The organism is Roseateles sp. PN1, from assembly GCF_038419725.1.
Classification (GTDB): Bacteria; Pseudomonadota; Gammaproteobacteria; order Burkholderiales; family Burkholderiaceae_C; genus Paucibacter_A.
The window spans coordinates 111,897-129,471 of sequence record NZ_JBCARA010000012.1 but is presented as its reverse complement, the minus strand read 5'-3'; the positions used below and the strand labels follow the sequence as shown (position 1 = coordinate 129,471).

At 65.9% G+C, this 17,575-nt stretch carries 13 protein-coding genes; 5 read left to right on the top strand and 8 right to left on the bottom strand.

Annotated elements, in window-relative coordinates; all coding sequences use genetic code 11:
• Positions 1 to 28: 28 nt before the first annotated feature.
• The 5 genes from AABB87_RS18255 to gabT all read right to left on the bottom strand — a co-directional run bounded on the left by AABB87_RS18255 (position 29) and on the right by gabT (position 8,612).
• Positions 29 to 1,747 (bottom strand): PHA/PHB synthase family protein, encoded by a 1,719-nt coding sequence (locus tag AABB87_RS18255; RefSeq protein WP_341972693.1) that lies wholly within the window; start codon positions 1,745 to 1,747, stop codon positions 29 to 31.
• Between the two features lie 113 nt (positions 1,748 to 1,860).
• Complete coding sequence (locus AABB87_RS18250; protein WP_341972692.1) at positions 1,861 to 3,552, bottom strand: PEP/pyruvate-binding domain-containing protein; 1,692 nt, start codon at positions 3,550 to 3,552, stop codon at positions 1,861 to 1,863.
• Entirely contained in the window at positions 3,549 to 5,657 is a 2,109-nt protein-coding gene (locus AABB87_RS18245) for a phosphate transport regulator (protein WP_341972691.1), read from the bottom strand. Before AABB87_RS18245 ends, AABB87_RS18250 begins: the two co-directional genes overlap by 4 nt.
• Before the next feature lie 200 nt (positions 5,658 to 5,857).
• Entirely contained in the window at positions 5,858 to 7,306 is a 1,449-nt protein-coding gene (locus AABB87_RS18240) for an NAD-dependent succinate-semialdehyde dehydrogenase (RefSeq protein WP_341972690.1), read from the bottom strand.
• A gap of 4 nt (positions 7,307 to 7,310) precedes the next feature.
• Positions 7,311 to 8,612, bottom strand: coding sequence for a 4-aminobutyrate--2-oxoglutarate transaminase (gabT, locus tag AABB87_RS18235; protein ID WP_341972689.1), 1,302 nt, complete (start codon positions 8,610 to 8,612; stop codon positions 7,311 to 7,313).
• Positions 8,613 to 8,742: 130 nt separating this feature from the next.
• Here gabT and pdxR point away from each other — a divergent pair, with 130 nt between their 5' ends.
• From pdxR to AABB87_RS18215, 4 genes are all read left to right on the top strand, one after another.
• On the top strand, positions 8,743 to 10,230 hold the full coding sequence (gene pdxR, locus AABB87_RS18230) for a MocR-like pyridoxine biosynthesis transcription factor PdxR (RefSeq protein WP_445944884.1): 1,488 nt from the start codon (positions 8,743 to 8,745) through the stop codon (positions 10,228 to 10,230).
• Positions 10,231 to 10,383: 153 nt separating this feature from the next.
• The gene (locus tag AABB87_RS18225; protein ID WP_341972688.1) at positions 10,384 to 12,072 is read left to right on the top strand and encodes an alkaline phosphatase D family protein; all 1,689 of its coding nucleotides are present in this window, start codon (positions 10,384 to 10,386) and stop codon (positions 12,070 to 12,072) included.
• A gap of 82 nt (positions 12,073 to 12,154) precedes the next feature.
• Complete coding sequence (locus tag AABB87_RS18220; RefSeq protein ID WP_341972687.1) at positions 12,155 to 12,757, top strand: DVUA0089 family protein; 603 nt, start codon at positions 12,155 to 12,157, stop codon at positions 12,755 to 12,757.
• Between the two features lie 153 nt (positions 12,758 to 12,910).
• A complete protein-coding gene (locus tag AABB87_RS18215) occupies positions 12,911 to 13,780 on the top strand; it encodes a hypothetical protein (protein ID WP_341972686.1) in 870 nt (289 codons plus the stop codon).
• 15 nt (positions 13,781 to 13,795) lie between these two features.
• Here the strand turns inward: AABB87_RS18215 and AABB87_RS18210 are convergent, their stop codons facing one another.
• The 3 genes from AABB87_RS18210 to AABB87_RS18200 all read right to left on the bottom strand — a co-directional run bounded on the left by AABB87_RS18210 (position 13,796) and on the right by AABB87_RS18200 (position 16,532).
• Positions 13,796 to 14,530: an alpha/beta hydrolase family protein gene (locus AABB87_RS18210; RefSeq protein WP_341972685.1), complete on the bottom strand. Its 735-nt coding sequence runs from the start codon at positions 14,528 to 14,530 to the stop codon at positions 13,796 to 13,798.
• A gap of 85 nt (positions 14,531 to 14,615) precedes the next feature.
• Positions 14,616 to 15,125, bottom strand: coding sequence for a hypothetical protein (locus AABB87_RS18205; protein ID WP_341972684.1), 510 nt, complete (start codon positions 15,123 to 15,125; stop codon positions 14,616 to 14,618).
• 540 nt (positions 15,126 to 15,665) lie between these two features.
• Positions 15,666 to 16,532, bottom strand: a complete 867-nt coding sequence (locus AABB87_RS18200) for an SIR2 family NAD-dependent protein deacylase (RefSeq protein ID WP_341972683.1) — start codon at positions 16,530 to 16,532, stop codon at positions 15,666 to 15,668.
• A gap of 245 nt (positions 16,533 to 16,777) precedes the next feature.
• Here AABB87_RS18200 and AABB87_RS18195 point away from each other — a divergent pair, with 245 nt between their 5' ends.
• Positions 16,778 to 17,491: an Hcp family type VI secretion system effector gene (locus AABB87_RS18195; RefSeq protein ID WP_341972682.1), complete on the top strand. Its 714-nt coding sequence runs from the start codon at positions 16,778 to 16,780 to the stop codon at positions 17,489 to 17,491.
• Positions 17,492 to 17,575: the final 84 nt, after the last annotated feature.

The following is a 17,575-nucleotide window of genomic DNA, read 5'->3' as shown; positions in this document are numbered from 1 at the left end:
AGTTCCCTCTTTTCTTGTCAATTGATCATCAAGGCATCAGCACATAGCGGCCGGGCGCATCGTCCAGCGGCGCATAGCCCGCGGCCTCATTGCCCATGGCCGGCGGCGCCACGCGCGCGCCAGAATGCTGCTGCAGCCAGTTGGCCCAAGCCGGCCACCAAGAGCCCTCAAAGGCCGGGGCACTGGCGACCCAGCTGTCGGGGTCGATGTAGTTCGCGTCAGGCGAGTGCGTTGCCAGCTGGTAGCTGCGCGCCACGCCCGGCCCCGGTGGGCTGACCACACCGACGTTGTGGCCGCCGCTGCTCAGGCAGAAAGTGATCTCACCGCGCGTCAGCAAGTGAATCTTGTAGACCGAGCGCCAGGGCGCCACGGTGTCGCGCAGCGCGCCCAGCGAAAATATCGGCAGGCGGATATCGGGCAGCGCCACGGGCTTACCGTCGACTTGGTAGCGGCCCTGCGCCAAATCGTTGTCGCGGTAAAGCCCGCGCAGATACTCGCTGTGCTGGCGATAAGGCATGCGGGTGGCATCGGCATTCCAGGCACCCAAATCACTGGGCGCTGGGCGCTTGCCCATCAGATAGGCATTGACCAGGCGCGACCACAGCAGATCGCGGGCATTCATCATCGTGAAGGCGCCGGCCATTTGCCCGCCCTCGAGATAGCCCTTGTCGGCCATCATGTCTTCAAGCAGATGCAGCTGGCTTTCATCGATGAAGAGCGAGAGCTCGCCCGGCTCGGTGAAGTCCATCTCCGAGGTCAGCAGAGTCAGCGAGTTCAGGCGCTTGTCACCGCTGCGAGCCAGATAGGCCGCAGCAATCGACAGCAAGGTGCCGCCCAGGCAATAGCCCAGGGCCTGCACTTGGCGCTCCGGCACGATGGCGCTGATGGCATCGAGCGCGGCCAGCACGCCGGACTTCAGATAGTCATCCATACCCAGGTCTCTGTCCTCGGCGCCGGGATTGCGCCAGGAGATGATGAAGACGCTGTGGCCCTGCTCCACCATGTACCGAACCAGCGAATCGGCCGGCGAGAGATCAAGAATGTAGAACTTCATGATCCAGGGCGGCACGATCAGCAGGGGCTCGGCGAACACCGTCTCGGTCTGCGGCGCGTACTGAATCAGCTCGATCAGGTGGTTACGAAACACCACCTTGCCGGGCGTGATGGCCACGTCCTTGCCAGGCTGAAAGGGTGCGGCGCCATCGGCCTGCTTGCCGGTCAGCAGCTGCAGCGTGTCCTGCCACTGATGCTTGGCGCCTTGCAGCAGATTGGCGCCGCCGCTCTTCACCGTGGTAGCCAGCACTTCCGGATTGGTCCACAGAAAGTTAGAGGGCGAGAACATGTCCAGCCACTGCCGCGCCAGAAAGGCGGCCTGCTGCTCGTGATGAGGGCTGACGCCGTGCACACCGGTGGTGGCCGCCTGCCACCAGCGTTCCTGGCGCTGGAAGTTCTGGGCCAGCCGATTGAACGGCCAGCGCTGCCATTCCGGCGCGGCGAAGCGGCGGTCATGCGAAGGCAACTCGGCGTTAGCGCCTTCGGCCAGACTGGCCAAGGCCTGACGCGCCAGGGCTTGCTGCTTGCCCGGCGACAACGCCAAGTGGCCCAACCAGTCCAGCATCGCCGCGCCCATGGAGGCGGGTGACAGGCCCATGGTGAGCCGCGCCAGCTGGGCATGCACGGTGCGATCAATGTCATCCACCGCCGGACGTTCCGGCTGCGGGCTTGAGGATTTCAGCGCTTCGGTCATGGCGTTATCTCGTTAGGAATTTGGCGAATGAATGGGCTTGGGCTTGGGCTCGCGCTCGGCAGTATCGCCAAAGCCGGTAGGCAGCTCACAGCGTGCAACTCGGGGCTGGCGCTTCATGCGGCCGCGTCCACTGCAAGCTCGGCCACCTGGGCCGGCTGGCTAGCGTCTGCGCCTGCACGCAGCCGAGTGAGTCGCTGCTGCAAGTCAGCAAGCGGCAGCACCAGGGTGTGCACGGCGCCGGCGTAGATGGCGCCGTCATTGCCGTCCAGGGTCAGCAAATCGCCCTCGCGCAGGGTCAGCTCGCCGATGCTCAGGGTGCGGGCCTCTTCGTCCAGCGCCATCTCGGCGCAGCCCACCAAGCAGACCTTGCCAAGTTGCCGAGCCACCACCGCCGCATGCGAGGTGCGCGCGCCGCGCTGGGTCAGCAAGCCGGCGGCCAGCTCCAGGGCGGCGATGTCGCCCGTTTCAGCATCCCGGCGCACCAGCAGCACCGGCGCGCCAGCGGCATGGCGCGCCCGCGCGGCCGCTTCATCGAAAGCAATTTCGCCCACCGCCACGCCGCTGCTGGCACTGGCTGCATGCGCCAAGGGCCGCAGGGGCTGGCCATCGGCGGCTGCGGTGCCGGTGCTGACCAGCTCATTCAGGCTCAGCGCGGCGGTGCGCTCGCGCGCCTGCTCGGGCGTGATCACGCCCGCATCGCAGAGGTCCAGCGCGATGCGCGCCAAGGCCTGGGCGGAGCATTTGCCATTGCGGGTCTGCAGCAGATAGAGGCGGCCGTCTTGCACGGTGAACTCAAAGTCCTGCATATCACCAAAGGCCTGCTCCAGCGTCGCGGCGGTCTCGCCCAAGGCTTGCCAGACCGAGGGCATCACGGCGGCCAGCTCATCGTGGCCAAAGGCGCTGCGCCGGCCCGACACCACATCCTCGCCCTGGGCGTTGAACAAAAAGTCGATCCACAGCTTGGGCTCGCCGCTGACCGGGTCGCGGGTGAAGCCCACGCCCGAGCCCGAGCGCCCGCCGGCATTGCCGTAGACCATGGTCTGCACCGTCACTGCCGTGCCAATAGCATCGGGGATCTGGCGCTGGCGGCGGTATTCGCAGGCCTTGGCCGATTGCCAGCTGGCGAACACCGCGCCGATGGCGCCGCGCAGCTGCGCCTCGGGCTGCTGCGGAAAAGGCACGCCGGCGGCCGCCGCGTAGGCGTCGAGGTAGCGCCGGGTCAGCGTACGCAGTTCGGCAAAGTCCAGCTCGCGTTCATCGCCCACAGCACGCTCTTCCAACAGCGCGCTGCTCTGTGCCTCGAACACCGCTGCCGGCACACCGGCCACCACCTCGCCGTAGCTGGCCACCAAGCGGCGATAGGTGTCCCAGACCAGGCGCGGGTTACCGGTCTGGCGCAAAAAGCCCGGCAATGTGGCTTCGCACAGGCCGATATTCAGCAGCGTTTCCATCATGCCCGGCATGGACACCGGCGCGCCCGAGCGCACCGACAGCAGCAAGGGCTCCCGCGCGCAGCCAAAGCGTAGGCCGGTGGCCCGCTCCAGCGCGTCCAGGCCCGGCCGCCAGATCCCGTGCTCAGCGGCGGACGCGCTGGCCGCCGCATCGCGGCAATAGGCGGTGCCGATCGCAAACGCCGGCGGCACCGGCAAGCCAAGTTCGGCCATGCGCAGCAGGTTGTAGGCTTTGAAGCCCATGCTCTGGGCACTCGCGGCCAAGCCACCTGTTTGCTCGGCCTCGGGCGCCGTGCAGCCGATCAGGTACAGCGCCTGCGGCCAAGCCGGGCTCGGTTGAAGCTGGGCGCTCATGCCTGCGCCCCGACTTGCTCAAACGCCACATCGCGCAGCGCATAGCCCGCGACCAACAACCGATCCGAGGCCAGCTCCAGCGCCATCGCCAGATCATTGGCCAGCATCAGCGAGGCGGCATCCTTGATGGCACCCAGCATGACGCGGCGCGCGGCGCGCAGCAGTTCATCGCATTCGCGCTCGGAGCGCAGCACATGCCAGGAGGCGGCGAGGAAGGCGTCGCTGTCGGCGCCGTCTTGGCCCATTGCACTACCAGCATCGCCGCCCTCACCACGCGAGGCCAGGCGGCGCGCGATGGCCAGGGCCTTGATGTGTTCTTGGGTGGCCGACAGCACGGCTTGCGCTAGCTTGCCCAGCAACTGATGCAGCTCGGCGCTCCAGCCCTGGCGGTGGTCTTCGGCGATCAGGCTGATCAGAAAAGCGGCCTCTTCCAGCGCATCGGCAATATCGTCTGACAGCTCCAGCAAGCGGGCGATCGGCTGCCAGCGGCGCTGGCGCTGCGCCTGATCGCGGGCGCGCATGACCAGATGATCGGCCTGGCGCTCCCACACCTTGGCGCGCTCGGCCAAGCCGCGTGCGGCATGGCGTGCCGCTTTGTGATCGCCCTTGTGTTCCCCTTTTCCAGGCCCCCCGGTGACATCGTGGGCCAGGCCATCGCTGACCGCCTGGGCCAGCGCATGGCAGTAGGCCGCATGTTCTTCGATCAGGTCGAACTCGCTGCTGCGCTGGCGCATGCGGCGGGCCAGCAGCATGCGGGTCTCGTCGGCCACCAGGGCGGCAGGTTGGCCGGCCAGCAGCGCCTTGCTGGCCTGGCCCAGCACCTCCAGCATGAAGGCTTGCGCATCGGCTTGGCCGAGCACATTGTCCAGCCGGTCACCGATGCGGAAGGCACCCTCACCAGCAGCCTGCATGGCCGCAAAAATGATCTGCTCGCCGCCCGCCTTGAGCCAGGCCATATGACCCACATCCTGCGCTGCGGCCGCGCGCAGTACCTCGATGGCGCCTTGCTTGCCGACAAAAGGCAGCAGGCGTTTGCGGGCGCGGTTCCAGTCGATCAGAAAAACGATGCGTGAGCCTATGCCTTCAAGCGCGGCAGCCAAGGCCGCCTCGTCCGCACAGTCAAAGCGCGCACTGCCGAAGGTGTAGGCCTGACCATCATTGAGGCCGGCGGCAACCTTGGACTGCGTGTCGGCCCACTGCGCGCCAAAGGGATTGAGCAGTTCCTGAAAAAACTCGAAGCGCGGGCGATGCAGGTCGGAGTAGTTCAGCGTGATGCTCAAGCCCTCCACCTGCAGCACCAGCACATGGGCGTCGTTGGTGCCGATATCGTTTTGCAGCAGCAGGCGATCGCCGTCACGGGTGGCGGCGGTATCCAGACCGGGGTGGTCAAACTTCAGCCGCGCGGTGCGATTGAGGCCGCGCATAAAGGCTTGCACCCGGGCGTGGTCTCCGTCCTGCAATTGCCAGACATGGGCGCCATCAATGGTTTCGCTGGACAAGGTGCTGGCGAGTTGATTGAGCTGCTTGTGCAGATCCATCACCAGCAGATGCAGGCTGTCGGATTCGGCAGCATCTCCGACTTTGACGCTGCCGTGCGCGTGTTTGCCCTCGGCTTTGGCGCCCGGTTTGCCATGACTCTTTTCGGCACGCTTGCCGCTGGTCAGCAAGCGCAGCTGCTCGGCGCTAAGCGCTTCGGCGCCGCTGTGTTGCTCACCAAACGCGTCCAGCCATTGCAGCCAATGGGCCAGGCGCTCGCGGGTCGCATCAACGGCGGCGGCGCTGTCCAGCAAGGGGCGCGCCATCACGCTCAAGTCCTCGGCCAAGCGAGCGGACATGCGCGGCAGGTCAGGCACCAACAAGGCGCCGTCCACCTGCGAGGCCGCGCCTGGCAGTTCGCGCAACCAGCGGCCCTCGATACCGGCGGCGGCCACCTCGCGGCCGAGGTCCAGCGCTTCGGCCTCGGGGTGGGCCGCATGCGCTGCGGCGGCCTGCAGCACGCTCAGGTAGAGCTTCAAGCGATCATTGGCGGCCAGGGCGGCCTTGATCCACGCCGGCAGCAAAAGGCTGCTCTTCCCCATCGCGGCGACTGCGTCTGACTTCTGCATGCGAACCCCGTTGTGAACTGGTACGCGTCGCAGTCTAGGCAGGGCAAATGACTGTTTTGAGGCAATCGGGGCTGGCAGTACCTTCTTTTGAGCTAGATCAAGTCAGCGCGGCGATGCGGGGCGATTTGAAACGAATTAGACGCACATATCAGCACGCAGGCTGACGATCGTGCGAAAAGCCATGCCGCTCAAATCAAGGATTAGAGCCCCGCCATCGCCACGTACTTGGTCACCACATAGTCCTCGATGCCCTGGTGCGCGCCCTCGCGGCCGAGGCCGCTTTGCTTGACGCCGCCAAAGGGAGCCACCTCGTTGGAGATCAGGCCGGTGTTGACGCCCACCATGCCGTACTCCAGCGCCTCGGCCACGCGCCAGACGCGGCCGATGTCGCGGCTGTAGAAATAGCTCGCCAGGCCGAACTCGGTGTCATTGGCCAGGGCGATCACCTCGGCGTCGCTGCTGAACTTGAACAGCGGCGCCAGTGGGCCAAAGGTTTCTTCACGAGCCACCGCCATATCGGCCCGCACATCGGCCAGCACGGTTGGTGCAAAGAAGCTGCCACCCAGGGCATGGCGCTGGCCACCCAACAGCACCCGCGCACCCTTGGCCACGGCGTCGGCGATGTGGGCTTCCACCTTGGCCACGGCAGCCGCGTCGATCAACGGGCCTTGCTGCACGCCGTCCTCCAAGCCATTGCCGACCTTGAGGCGAGCCACAGCGGCGCAGAGCTTGTCGGCGAATGCCTCGTAAACCTGCTCATGCACATAGATGCGGTTGGCACAGACGCAGGTCTGGCCAGCATTGCGGAACTTGGAAATCATCGCGCCCTCGACCGCGGCGTCCAGGTCGGCGTCTTCAAACACGATGAAGGGGGCATTGCCGCCCAGCTCCAACGAAAGCTTCTTGATGGTGGGCGCCGACTGCGCATACAGCAGGCGGCCCACCTCGGTGGAGCCGGTGAAGCTGAGCTTGCGCACCACCGGGTTGCGCGTTAGCTCGCCACCAATGGCGCGCGCGTCACCGGTGATGACCTGCAGCACGCCACCGGGCACGCCGGCCTCTTCCGCCAAGGCCGCAAGCGCCAGGGCCGAGAAAGGCGTGCCTTCGGCCGGCTTGACGATGATGGGGCAGCCTGCCGCCAGCGCCGGCGCGACCTTGCGCGTGATCATGGCCAGCGGGAAGTTCCAGGGCGTGATGGCCGCGCAAACGCCGATGGGCTCGCGCAGCACCAGCAGGCGGCGGTCGCTCAAGGGGCTGGGAATGGTCTCGCCGTAAATGCGTTTGCCCTCTTCGGCAAACCACTCGATGAAAGAAGCTGCGTAGGCCACCTCGCCGCGCGCCTCGGCCAGAGGCTTGCCCTGCTCGCGCGTCATCAGCTGGGCCAGGGCCTCGCTGTGCGTCAACATCAGCTCAAACCAGCGGCGCAGCACGGCCGCGCGCTCTTTGGCGCTGCGGCGCCGCCAAGGGCCCCAGGCTTGATCGGCGGCAGCGATGGCTCGCTGCGTTTCCGCCTCGCCCATCAGCGGCACATGGCCCAGGCGCTCGCCGGTGGCGGGGTTGTGGACGTCAAAGTGGCGGCCGTCATCGGCGCCGACCCAGCGGCCAGCCAGATATGCCTGCTCACGCAGCAAAGAGGTGTTGGCGTCCATGGTCTTAACCTTGTTGCTGGGCTTGTTGCAGGGCTCGGCCGAGGATGGTGAGCGCCTCGTCAAAGACCGCGTCCGGCGTGGTCAGCGGGTGAAGGAAGCGGATCACATTGCCGTAGCTGCCGCAGGTCAGCAGAATCAGGCCTTGCTCCAGCGCCAGGGTCTGAACGCGCTTGGTGAAGTCGGCATCGGGCGCGCCGGTGCTGGGGTCGCAGAACTCGGCCGCCAGCATGCTGCCCACACCACGCACCTCGGCGATCTGCGGCACCGTGGCGCGCAAATCATTGAGGCGGTGGCGCAGGCGCCCGCCCAGGGCTTCGGCGCGTTCGCACAGGCCCTCGTCGGCAATCACGTCCAGCACCGCATGCGCGGCCGCCACGGCCAGCGGGTTGCCGGCATAAGTGCCGCCCAGGCCGCCCGGTGCGGGTGCGTCCATCAACTCGGCACGGCCACACACGCCGGACAAGGGCATGCCGCCGGCCAGGCTCTTGGCGAAGGTGATCAGGTCCAGCGGCACATTGTGGTGCTGCGACGCAAACAGGCGGCCGGTGCGTGCAAAGCCGCTCTGGATTTCATCGGCAATCAGCACAATGCCGTGTTCATCGGCAATGCGGCGCAGGCCGGCGACGAAGGCCTCGGGCGCGGGGTAGAAGCCGCCCTCGCCTTGCACCGGCTCAAAAATGAAGGCCGCCACGCGCTTGGGGTCGATGGAGGACTTGAACAGGCGTTGCACACCGGCTAACGCATCATCCACGCTGATGCCATGCAACTCGCTGGGGAATGGGGCGTGAAAGACTTCGCCCGGGAAGGGGCCGAAGCCTGCCTTGTAGGGCTGAACCTTGCCGGTCAGCGCCATGCCCATCATGGTGCGGCCATGGAAGGCGCCGTCAAAAGCGATCACACCGCTGCGGCCGGTGGCGGCGCGGGCGATCTTGATGGCGTTCTCCACCGCCTCAACACCGGTGGTGAAGAAGGCCGTCTTCTTGGCCCAGTGGCCCGGCGTGGCGGCGCTAATGCGCTCGGCCAGCCTGACGTAGCTGGCATAGGGCACGACCTGGTAGGCCGTATGGTGAAAGGCCTCCAGCTGCGCAGCGATGGCGGCCTGCACACGCGGATGGCGGTGGCCGGTGTTGAGCACGGCGATGCCACTGGCGAAGTCGATATAACGCTTGCCCTCCACATCCCAGAGTTCGGCATTCAACGCTCGCGCGGCGAAGAAGTTCTCCAGCACGGCCACGCCGCGTGGGGTGGCCGCCAGGCGGCGCGCGTGCCAGTCACTATTGAGGCCGTGGGTGTCGAGCTGGGGCATGGGATCTCCTGTGTGGGTTGGCTGGGTCGCTTTTGACCATGCTTGCGAATGTGCGCCAAAGTGGATCTTTTCAAAAGATCCAGTTTGTGATTTCTAATAGAACCACTTTTCAGTCAAAAAGGGTGCCGCCGTGATTCCGATTGACCTGGCCGATTGGCTGCAGCAACACCTGCGTGAAGGCCAGGCCGTCAACCGCCAGCTGCATGAGTTGCTGCTGCAGGCGGTGCTGCAAGGCCGGCTGGCGGCCGGCAGCAAGCTACCGAGTTCACGCTGGCTGGCGCAGCAGCTAGGGGTCTCACGCAACACGGTGATCGACGCTTACGACAATCTGCGCGCCCAAGGCTGCCTGGACACCCGCCAGGGCAGTGGCAGCTATGTGGCCGAGGTCGAACGCGAGGCACCGCAGCTGCCGCCGAAGCCGGGCCGCCCCAAGGAGGCGCCGGCCCTGTCAAAGCGCGGCCGCCTCTTGCTGGAGCAGGCTGGCGTGTCGGCGCGGCAATGGGGTGCTTTCATGCCCGGCGTGCCGGATGTGACCGAGTTCCCGGTGCGCACCTGGCTGCGCCTGCACAACCGGCGCTGGCGCGAGGCCCAGCCGGAGCGCCTGAGCTACGCCCCCGGCGGCGGCCTGCCCGCGCTGCGCGACGCACTGGCCGAGCATTTGCGCGGCGCCCGCTCGGTGCAATGCACGGCCGAGCAAATCATCGTCACCAGCGGCAGCCACCAGGCTGTCGACTTGGTGGCGCGCTTGCTGACCGACCCGGGCGACACCGTTTGGCTGGAAGAGCCTTGCTACTGGGGCCTGCGCAGCACCCTGCAAAGCCTGGACCTGAACCTGGTGGCCCAGGCCGTGGACAGCGAAGGCCTGCGCTGGCCGACCCGCCCGCGCGGCGCCATGCCGCGCCTGGTGCTGGCCACGCCCTCGCATCAATACCCCTTGGGCATGGTGATGAGCCTGGCGCGGCGCCAACATTTGCTGGAGCAATGCCGCAGCCACGGCAGCTGGATCGTGGAGGACGATTACGACAGCGAATTCCGCTTCGGCACCCGCCCGGTGGCCAGCTTGCAAGGCCTGGACGGGGGCGACCGTGTGCTCTACGTTGGCAGCTTCAGCAAGACCTTGTTCCCCGGGCTGCGCTTGGGCTATCTTGTGGTGCCGGCGAGCCTGGCGCCGCTGTTTGCCAAGGCCTCGGCCGAGCTGTATCGCGAGGGTCAATTGCAGCAGCAAGCCACCCTGGCCGACTTCATTCAGCAAGGCCATTTGGGCAGCCACACCCGGCGCATGCGCACGCTTTACGGCCGCCGCCGCGAGGCCTTGCTGGCTGCGGTGCACGAACAGTTCGGCGCGCAGCTGCCCGTGCTGGGCGACAACGCCGGCCTGCACCTGGTACTGCAACTGCCAGCGGACACCGACGACTGCGCACTGGAGACCGCCGCCGCTGCGGCCGGCATCGCCGTGCGGGCGCTGAGCCGCTACTACAGCCGCCCGGCCAGCGTGCAGCGCGGCCTGCTGCTGGGCTATGCCTGCGTGCCGGAGCACAAGATTGGCCCGGCCTTTCAGACCCTGGCCGGGGTGATTCGGCAGCATTGCCCACATCTGGCGACACGCAAACGAAGCTAGGCGCCTCGCAGCAAGCCGAGCTGCCGTAAGGGCAAGTGCCATACGGACTACGCGGCCGCACGCGCCCCCATTCGGCTTGTCAAACAGCGCTGCCAGACTGCGCAGCCATGCGCGCCGGCATCCTCCTTCGCGCGCTGCCAACGAAAGATGAATATGGGCCGCCCGTCACAAGTCAAGCCGCTGCGCACCGGCAGCACTCGCCGCGAATTTTTCAAGCGCTCCGGCGCCAGCACGGTGGCCATGGCCGCCGCCACGCCCATGCTGCTGCCCCTGGCAGCACAGGCCGCTGCCGTCGTGCAGATCTTCCAGCACGGCGTGGCCAGCGGCGACCCGCTGAGCGACCGCGTCATCCTCTGGACCCGCGTCACGCCGCCAAGCCTCAAGCCCGCCGTGCCGGTGAGCTATGTGGTAGCCACCGATGCCGCATTGACCAACGTGGTGCTGCGCGGCAGCAGCAAGACCAACCCGGGCCGTGACTACACGGTCAAGGTGGACGCCATCGGCCTGCAGCCAGGCACGACTTACTACTACCAGTTCACCGCCGAAGGCGCTACCAGCCCCATCGGTCGCACCAAGACCTTGCCGGTGGGCAGCACCAGCAGCCTGCGCATGGCCGTGGTCAGCTGCTCCAACCTGGCCTATGGCTATTTCAATGCCTATGCCCGCATCGCCCAGCGCGCCGATCTGGATCTGGTGGCTCACCTGGGTGACTACATCTACGAATACGGCAGCGGCCAGTACGGCTCGGCGCGCCCATCGGAGCCCGCCACCGAGATCGTCTCGCTGAGCGACTACCGCCAGCGCCATGCCCAGTACAAGCGCGACGCCGACTCCCAAGCCATGCACCGCCAGCACCCGCTGATTGCCATCTGGGACGACCACGAAATCACCAACGACGCCTACAAAACCGGCGCTGAGAACCATCAGCCCGCCACCGAGGGTGACTGGGCCACGCGCCAGGCCGCCGGCCTGCAGGCCTATTACGAGTGGATGCCGGTGCGCCCGGTCAACACCGCCAAGCTCAATGACAACCATCGCAATTTCGTCTACGGCGACTTGGTCGACCTGCTGATGCTGGAAGAGCGCCTGAGCAATCGCTCGCAGCAGATCAAGGGCAGCATTGCGACGCCGCTGGGCCAGGGCTTTGTGCAGACCGGCCCCTTTGCCGACCCCAGCCGCACCCTGCTCGGCAGCGAGCAAGAAGCCTGGCTGGCCCAGCGCCTGCGCCAAAGCGGCACGCAGTGGAAGCTGCTGGGCCAGGGCGTGATGTTCGCCCAGCTCAAGGGCGTGGCCGCAGCCAATGCGGCCGGCGGCGGCGTCTTCTTGAACAGCGACCAGTGGGACGGCTACCAGCCCGCCCGCAACCGCATCTACGACGTCATCAAGGGCGATGCCAGCCATGCCCGCGTCAACAACGTCGTGGTGCTGACCGGTGACATTCATAGCTCCTGGGCCGCCGACCTGACGCAAGACCCGAACAACGCCAATGTCAGCACCGGCGGCTACAACCCGGCCACAGGCGAAGGCTCGCAGGCGGTGGAATTCGTCGGCACCTCGGTGACCTCGCCCGGTGTGGACAGCGACACCAGCGGCGGCACCGCCGCCTATCTGCGCTCGCTCAACCCCCACTTCAAGTTCATCAATCTGCACCGCCGCGGCTACATGCTGCTGGACGTGAACCGCCAGCGCGCCGTGTGCGAGTGGTGGTATGTGGACACCGTCGCCAGCCCCAGCCATGTGGAGAGCTTCGGCGCTGCTTTCGAAGTGCAGGCCGGCAGCCAGCGCCTGAGCCCTTCGGCCCAGACCCCATCCCGCGCCAACCCGCCCCTGCTGGCCCCCTGATGCTGAGGCGAGTGCCGGCGCAGAGCAGTCAGCTGCGCCAGCACTCGCCAGAGTCGCCCCCTATTCCACCGAGATCACATCCATGAAAACCAATTTCGCGCTGCGCAGCCTTGCCGCCGCCACCCTGGGCTTCGCCGCCCTGGCCGCCCAAGCCGCCGACTTCACGTTCAGCGGCCAGTTCAGCCATAACACCGACGTCGTGCAGATCGACTTCAGCCTGAACAGCAATCAAGCCGTCACCTTGTTCACCGACTCCTGGCAATCGGGCCTGAACTTCGACCCCACGCTGGGCCTCTACGACGCCCAGCACGCTTGGCTGCAAACCATTGACGACAACGACGGCAGCTTCGCCGGCCCGGGCTATTTCGACGCCGGCGCCGTGCTGCTCGCCCTCGCCGCCGGCCACTACCGCCTGACGCTGAGCCTGGCCGGCAATGACCCCATCGCCGGTGCCAAGTCCATTGGCTTCACGCTCGACGGCAGCAGCCCGGTGGCCCTGGCCGACTGGGTGCAGCCCAGCGCCGACATCAACACCGGCGACCAAAAAGGTGGCTACTGGTCCGTGCATCTGAACGGCGTGGACCAAGCCGCCATCGCCACTGTGCCCGAGCCCGGCAGCGTGGCCTTGATGCTGGCGGGTCTGGCCGGCTTGATGTTGCGCCAACGTCAACGCCAAGCGCGCTGACGCACCAAATGGCGGCGACTGGCCCAAGGCCAAGGCCGCCGCCATGAGGTGGGGGCGTTCCGGCTGGCCCGCAGCAGCGCCGCCCAGCGTCAGCAAACATACAGGGTCAGCAGCTATAAACTCAGCCCCACCCGGATTTGCTGATCGCCCCGTATGACTCCCCTGCCCTCTGTTTGGATCAAGGGCGCTGTATTTGCCATGCTTCTGGGCATGCTGCTCGGCCTGCCCCTTGCTGCCTCGGCCCAAGCCGAGCGCTTGACCTTCCCCTTGCCCTCCGACGGCGACCGCAGTCGCTATGGCTTTGAGTTCGCCCTCTTGCAGGCCGCTCTGAATGCCAGCCGAAGTGCAGACGCCCTGGCCGATCAGCCGCATTGGTCGGCCCAGCCCATGACCCAAGGTCGGGCCCGCTCTGAAGTGGCGGCCGGGCATTTGTCTGTGGTGCACAGCTTTGCCACCCCGGAGTTGGAGCGCCAACTGACGGCCGTGCCCTTCGCCATCGACAAGGGCTTGAACAGCCAGCGCATCCTGCTAACCCGGCGCAGCCTGCTGCCCAGCTTGGCCGACGTACGCACGGCCGATGATTTGCGCGAGCTGCGCTTTGGCGTGCTCGGCAGTTGGAGTGACCGCCGCACCTTGCAAGGTTTGGGCTTCAAGGTGGAGGCGACCGAATCATTCTCCGGCTTGTTCAAGATGTTGAGCCTGGAGCGCAGCGATGTGATCATGACCGGCCTGCTGCATGTACAGCAGGTCAATTTGCTGCTGGCCGAGCCCAGCGACCTGGAGTGGGAGCCGACGCTGCTGATCAGCGTGCCATCGCAGCAGCGTTTCTACACTGCCCGCTCGCCCGCAGGCAAAGCACTGGCCGAGCGCCTCCTGCGCGGACTGCGGCGCTTGCAGCAGTCCGGAGAGTTCGACCGCTTGCACGCCGGCCACTTCGGCGAGCAAATCACCGTCGGCAACGGGCGCCGCTTGATTCAACTGCGGGACAAAGAGGCCGCCGCGGTGGCCCCGGCACAGCCCTAAAGGCGGCCGGGCCGCTCAGGAAAGCTGGTTCAGCGCCTCAAGCACCTCAGACCACGCCGCTTGCAGCGGATCAATCAGTGCGAAATGCCCGGCCTCCGGCACCGCCACCAGACGGGTACGAGGAAATGCCGCGCAGTAAGACTGAGCGACCGCCGGCGGCACCACCTCATCAGCGTCGCCCTGGACGATGGTGATGGCAACACGCGGGGCGGGCAGTTGCATCGGGTCAACCATCGGATGATGCTCGGGCGCCGAGCCCAAGAATTTTCTGACGGCCCCGTCGCCCAGATTGAGCGCATCGGCCAAACGCAAATCGGCCGCCGGCGCCAGCGCCACGACGCCGCGCAAGGTCGGCAGGGTCAAGGCCGCCGCCGCCCACAAGACCAAGTGCCCACCGGCCGAATGCCCGATCAACAAGAGCTGACCATTGTGCGGTGCCACGCGCGCCGGCAAAAGCGCCAGCGCCGCCGCCACATCGTCCAGGCTCGCCTGGGCCTGGCCAGGGATACGCCGGTACTCCAAGGTCAGCACCGACCAGCCCGCCTGCGCCAAAGCTGCACTCATGGCCTGGGCATGAGCGCGGTCATACGCGGGCTTCCAGAAGCCACCATGGACGAGCACCAACAGCGGACGCTGCGCCCCCTGCTGGCCACGCCGGAAGTCGGCGCACTGATCCTCATGATCACCATACGGCAAGGTCAGATCAGGCGGGCTCGCCAGGCGGGTGAGGATGGACAAGTCTTCTGCCATGGGATTCTTTGGTGTGATGGAGCGACTGAGTTGAAGGCCAATTCGCGAGCAGCGCATTGTCACCGGCTCAGCGCGCCGGGCGACGCTATCGCCTGCGGGCCTGGCCATGTGCAGCCGTCATGCAGCATTGCCCACGCCTTGCTCCGGCTGGAGCGCATGCGCTGGCTGGGTAGGCCGTGTGGTCCGGCCGCTTGAGGCCAATCAGCAAAGCGAAAAGCACCGCTTGCACGGCCAAGAAAAAGCGACTCAGATAATCGAATATCTCAACGGCAGAAAATCTCTGCGGCGCGGCGGTCAAGTTCAGCGGCCGCGCCTGGCCTTCATGCCGAAGCTTGACCCGCACCTGCTCCGGGCCCGTCCGCCCGTCCAAGCTGAGCTTGCGCCAGCGGTCAACGTGGTGATCGAAACCCAGCTGATCCCCCAGCTGCGCGCCCATCAGCGCTAACTCGGAACCGGGCGGCAGATGCTCAATCGGCACCCGGTGTGTGCCCGTTCGGTGCGGGTCAATGCCGAAGCTCTCCTCCATGCCCACCGAACCGTAGCGCCGCTCCAGCAAGGGATTGATGCCGAAGGAAAACTCGACGGCGAGCATCAACAGGCAAAGGCCGCACAAGCCGCCAATCAGCTATTTCCAGCCCCGGTCGCCCAGGCGTCGATGCGGCAGATGCCTGCCCATTTTTCTAATTCTCCCTTGGGGCCGCTGGAGCGAATCCCGAAAGTGATCGCAGGTGAGGCCAAGCGCGCCTGTCCAGCCCCGGGTCGGCGGGAAGGGACCGCGCCTCGCGCACGCCGCGTCGTCAGCCGTCGGCCGTCATCGCCCGTACCGTATTCACCAGTCAAGCCGCGCTTGGCAATTGCCGAGGTCAAGCCGGAGTTGCCGGACACCATGGACGACAGCAACACTGCCGCGCCAGGGTCGATCAGGGCATCCGGCACCTAGAAAGAAACATCACTTTTCTTGAACAAGGCGAGATGAAATGAAGCGACCTGAAAGTCAACAATGCCGGACGCCGGTCTCGCTTGGGGCCGCTGCAAACGGATGATCAAGCCGACAAAGCAGGGTTGATCTGAGCCCACGCGCATCTCAGGACAGGCGGTCGCAATCGCTCGCACGACGGCACCCGGCATAGAGCCCTCACGCCAGGTCGGATGGGAAACACCACTCGCTGCCCAGTTCTGCCGCGATGGCCGAGAGGCCTGGCAATGCGCCCACGGGCAGGCCGATGTCATGCGGTGTCGGCACCTTGAACTCGCTGGGATTGATCCGAACCAGCCGCCCACCAAACTCATGAATGATGCTTTGGCTGAACCAACGCACCGAGGGGACAGCGGTACCGGCGCCGATCTCAATCACCACCGGCCGTCGCACCGATTGCAGCCAATGCGCCTGACGCTGCTCCTGCGCCCTGCTGCGGTCGGCGACCCAGGCGCCGTCACCGAACATCAAGATATTGGGCCGGGCCAAGCCACCGCAGTGCGGGCAGCTGGGCGCCGCGTTCAGCAGACGGCAGCGGCCCTCATCGACCTGCGGCACAAAGTCTTGTGCGGACCAGATGGCCTCAGAGCAAGGACCCAGGCACTGCAGATGATGAATGGAGCCGTGACATTCGTGAACCTGCTCGGGCGCGAATCCGGCCTTCTGGAATTGCCCATCCACATTGCTGGTGAACACCGTCCAGCCATGCAGCATGCGTTCGCCCCACGTGCGCAGCCACGCAAAGCCCGGATGGGGCTGGACCTGCCGATACAGATTCAATCGGTGCCCGTAGAAGCCCCAGGCCAGCGCTGCATCGGCGCGAAAGGTCGCGGGCGAGGCGGCACGCTGGAAGTCGATGCCAGCTTCGCGCAAAGCCGGGTAGGCGTTCCAGAAGCCCTCTTTGCCGCGGAAGTCTGGCAGGCCGGAATCCACCCCCATGCCGGCCCCAGCAGCAATGATCAAGGCATCGGCTTGCTCGATCAGCTCCGCCGCATGGCGGGCGGCGCTTTGTAGATGTTGTGACATGGCGTTTGACGAAAAGTTCGCGGGATAGAGCAAGGAGTGGGGGCATCAGACCATGGTGCCATCGGCCCGGACGCAGATCTTGCCGCGTTCCTAGCTCAACCGCTGAGCCCGCAGCGCCGATGAAACGCATCCTGATCGTCTCAGATAGGGATGTACACCGAGGGCGCAGACGACCACCATGCCAAGCTCGCCCTCCAGGTCTTGGTCGGCGAGATTCACAACAAACTTCTTGAACAGGACATAGCATGAACAAATCCGCACTCGGCTTGCTGGTGATTTGCGCAAGCACGCTGGCAACACCTTCGCTGGCCGCTACCAAAGCGTTCATTCAGTTCGATCAGATCAAGGGATCGTCCACGGACAAGGACCACACGAGTTGGAGCGATGTCGTGAATTGGTCGTGGTCTTTGTCGGCTGACACGTCCTGGACCAAAGGGGGCGGTGCCGCAGTGGGGAAACCTCAACCCGGCCCCTTCTTCTGGACGCAAGCCAACGACGGCGTTTTCAACAGCCTGTTCGTCAATATGGCCACGGGTAAAGCTGTCAATAAGATCAAGTTGGATGTCAGCAAAAACACCGGCGCAGCGAATCCTGAGGTGTTTTTCACGATGGAATTCACCGGGGCCTTTTTTACCAAGCTGGACATGAAGGGGTCAGCAGAGGGCAACGTCGACTTTGCAGGCCAGTTCGTCTTCAAGACCATCAAGATCGGCTACCGGCCACAGGACAGCTCGGGCAGGCTAGGTGCAGCCAAGTTCGCGACTTGGGACATTCCGGCAGGCGTAGCCAGCGGCTCCGGTTATGAGTTCAGCGGCGATGCCACGGCGTTGATGGGGCTGGCCGAGGCCATGCCCCCCGCAGCCGTGGTGCCGGAGCCTTCCAGCTATTTACTGATGCTGGGTGGTTTGGCCGGCGTTTTGGCCTTGGCCCGTCGCCGCTCGCTCGCCTTGCGCCGCTGATCTCGGCGAGGGCCACCCGAGTCCTAGGCAAGACCTGACCCTTTGGGAGCTTTTTCTCAAAGGGTCAGGTGCGGGAATTTGGCG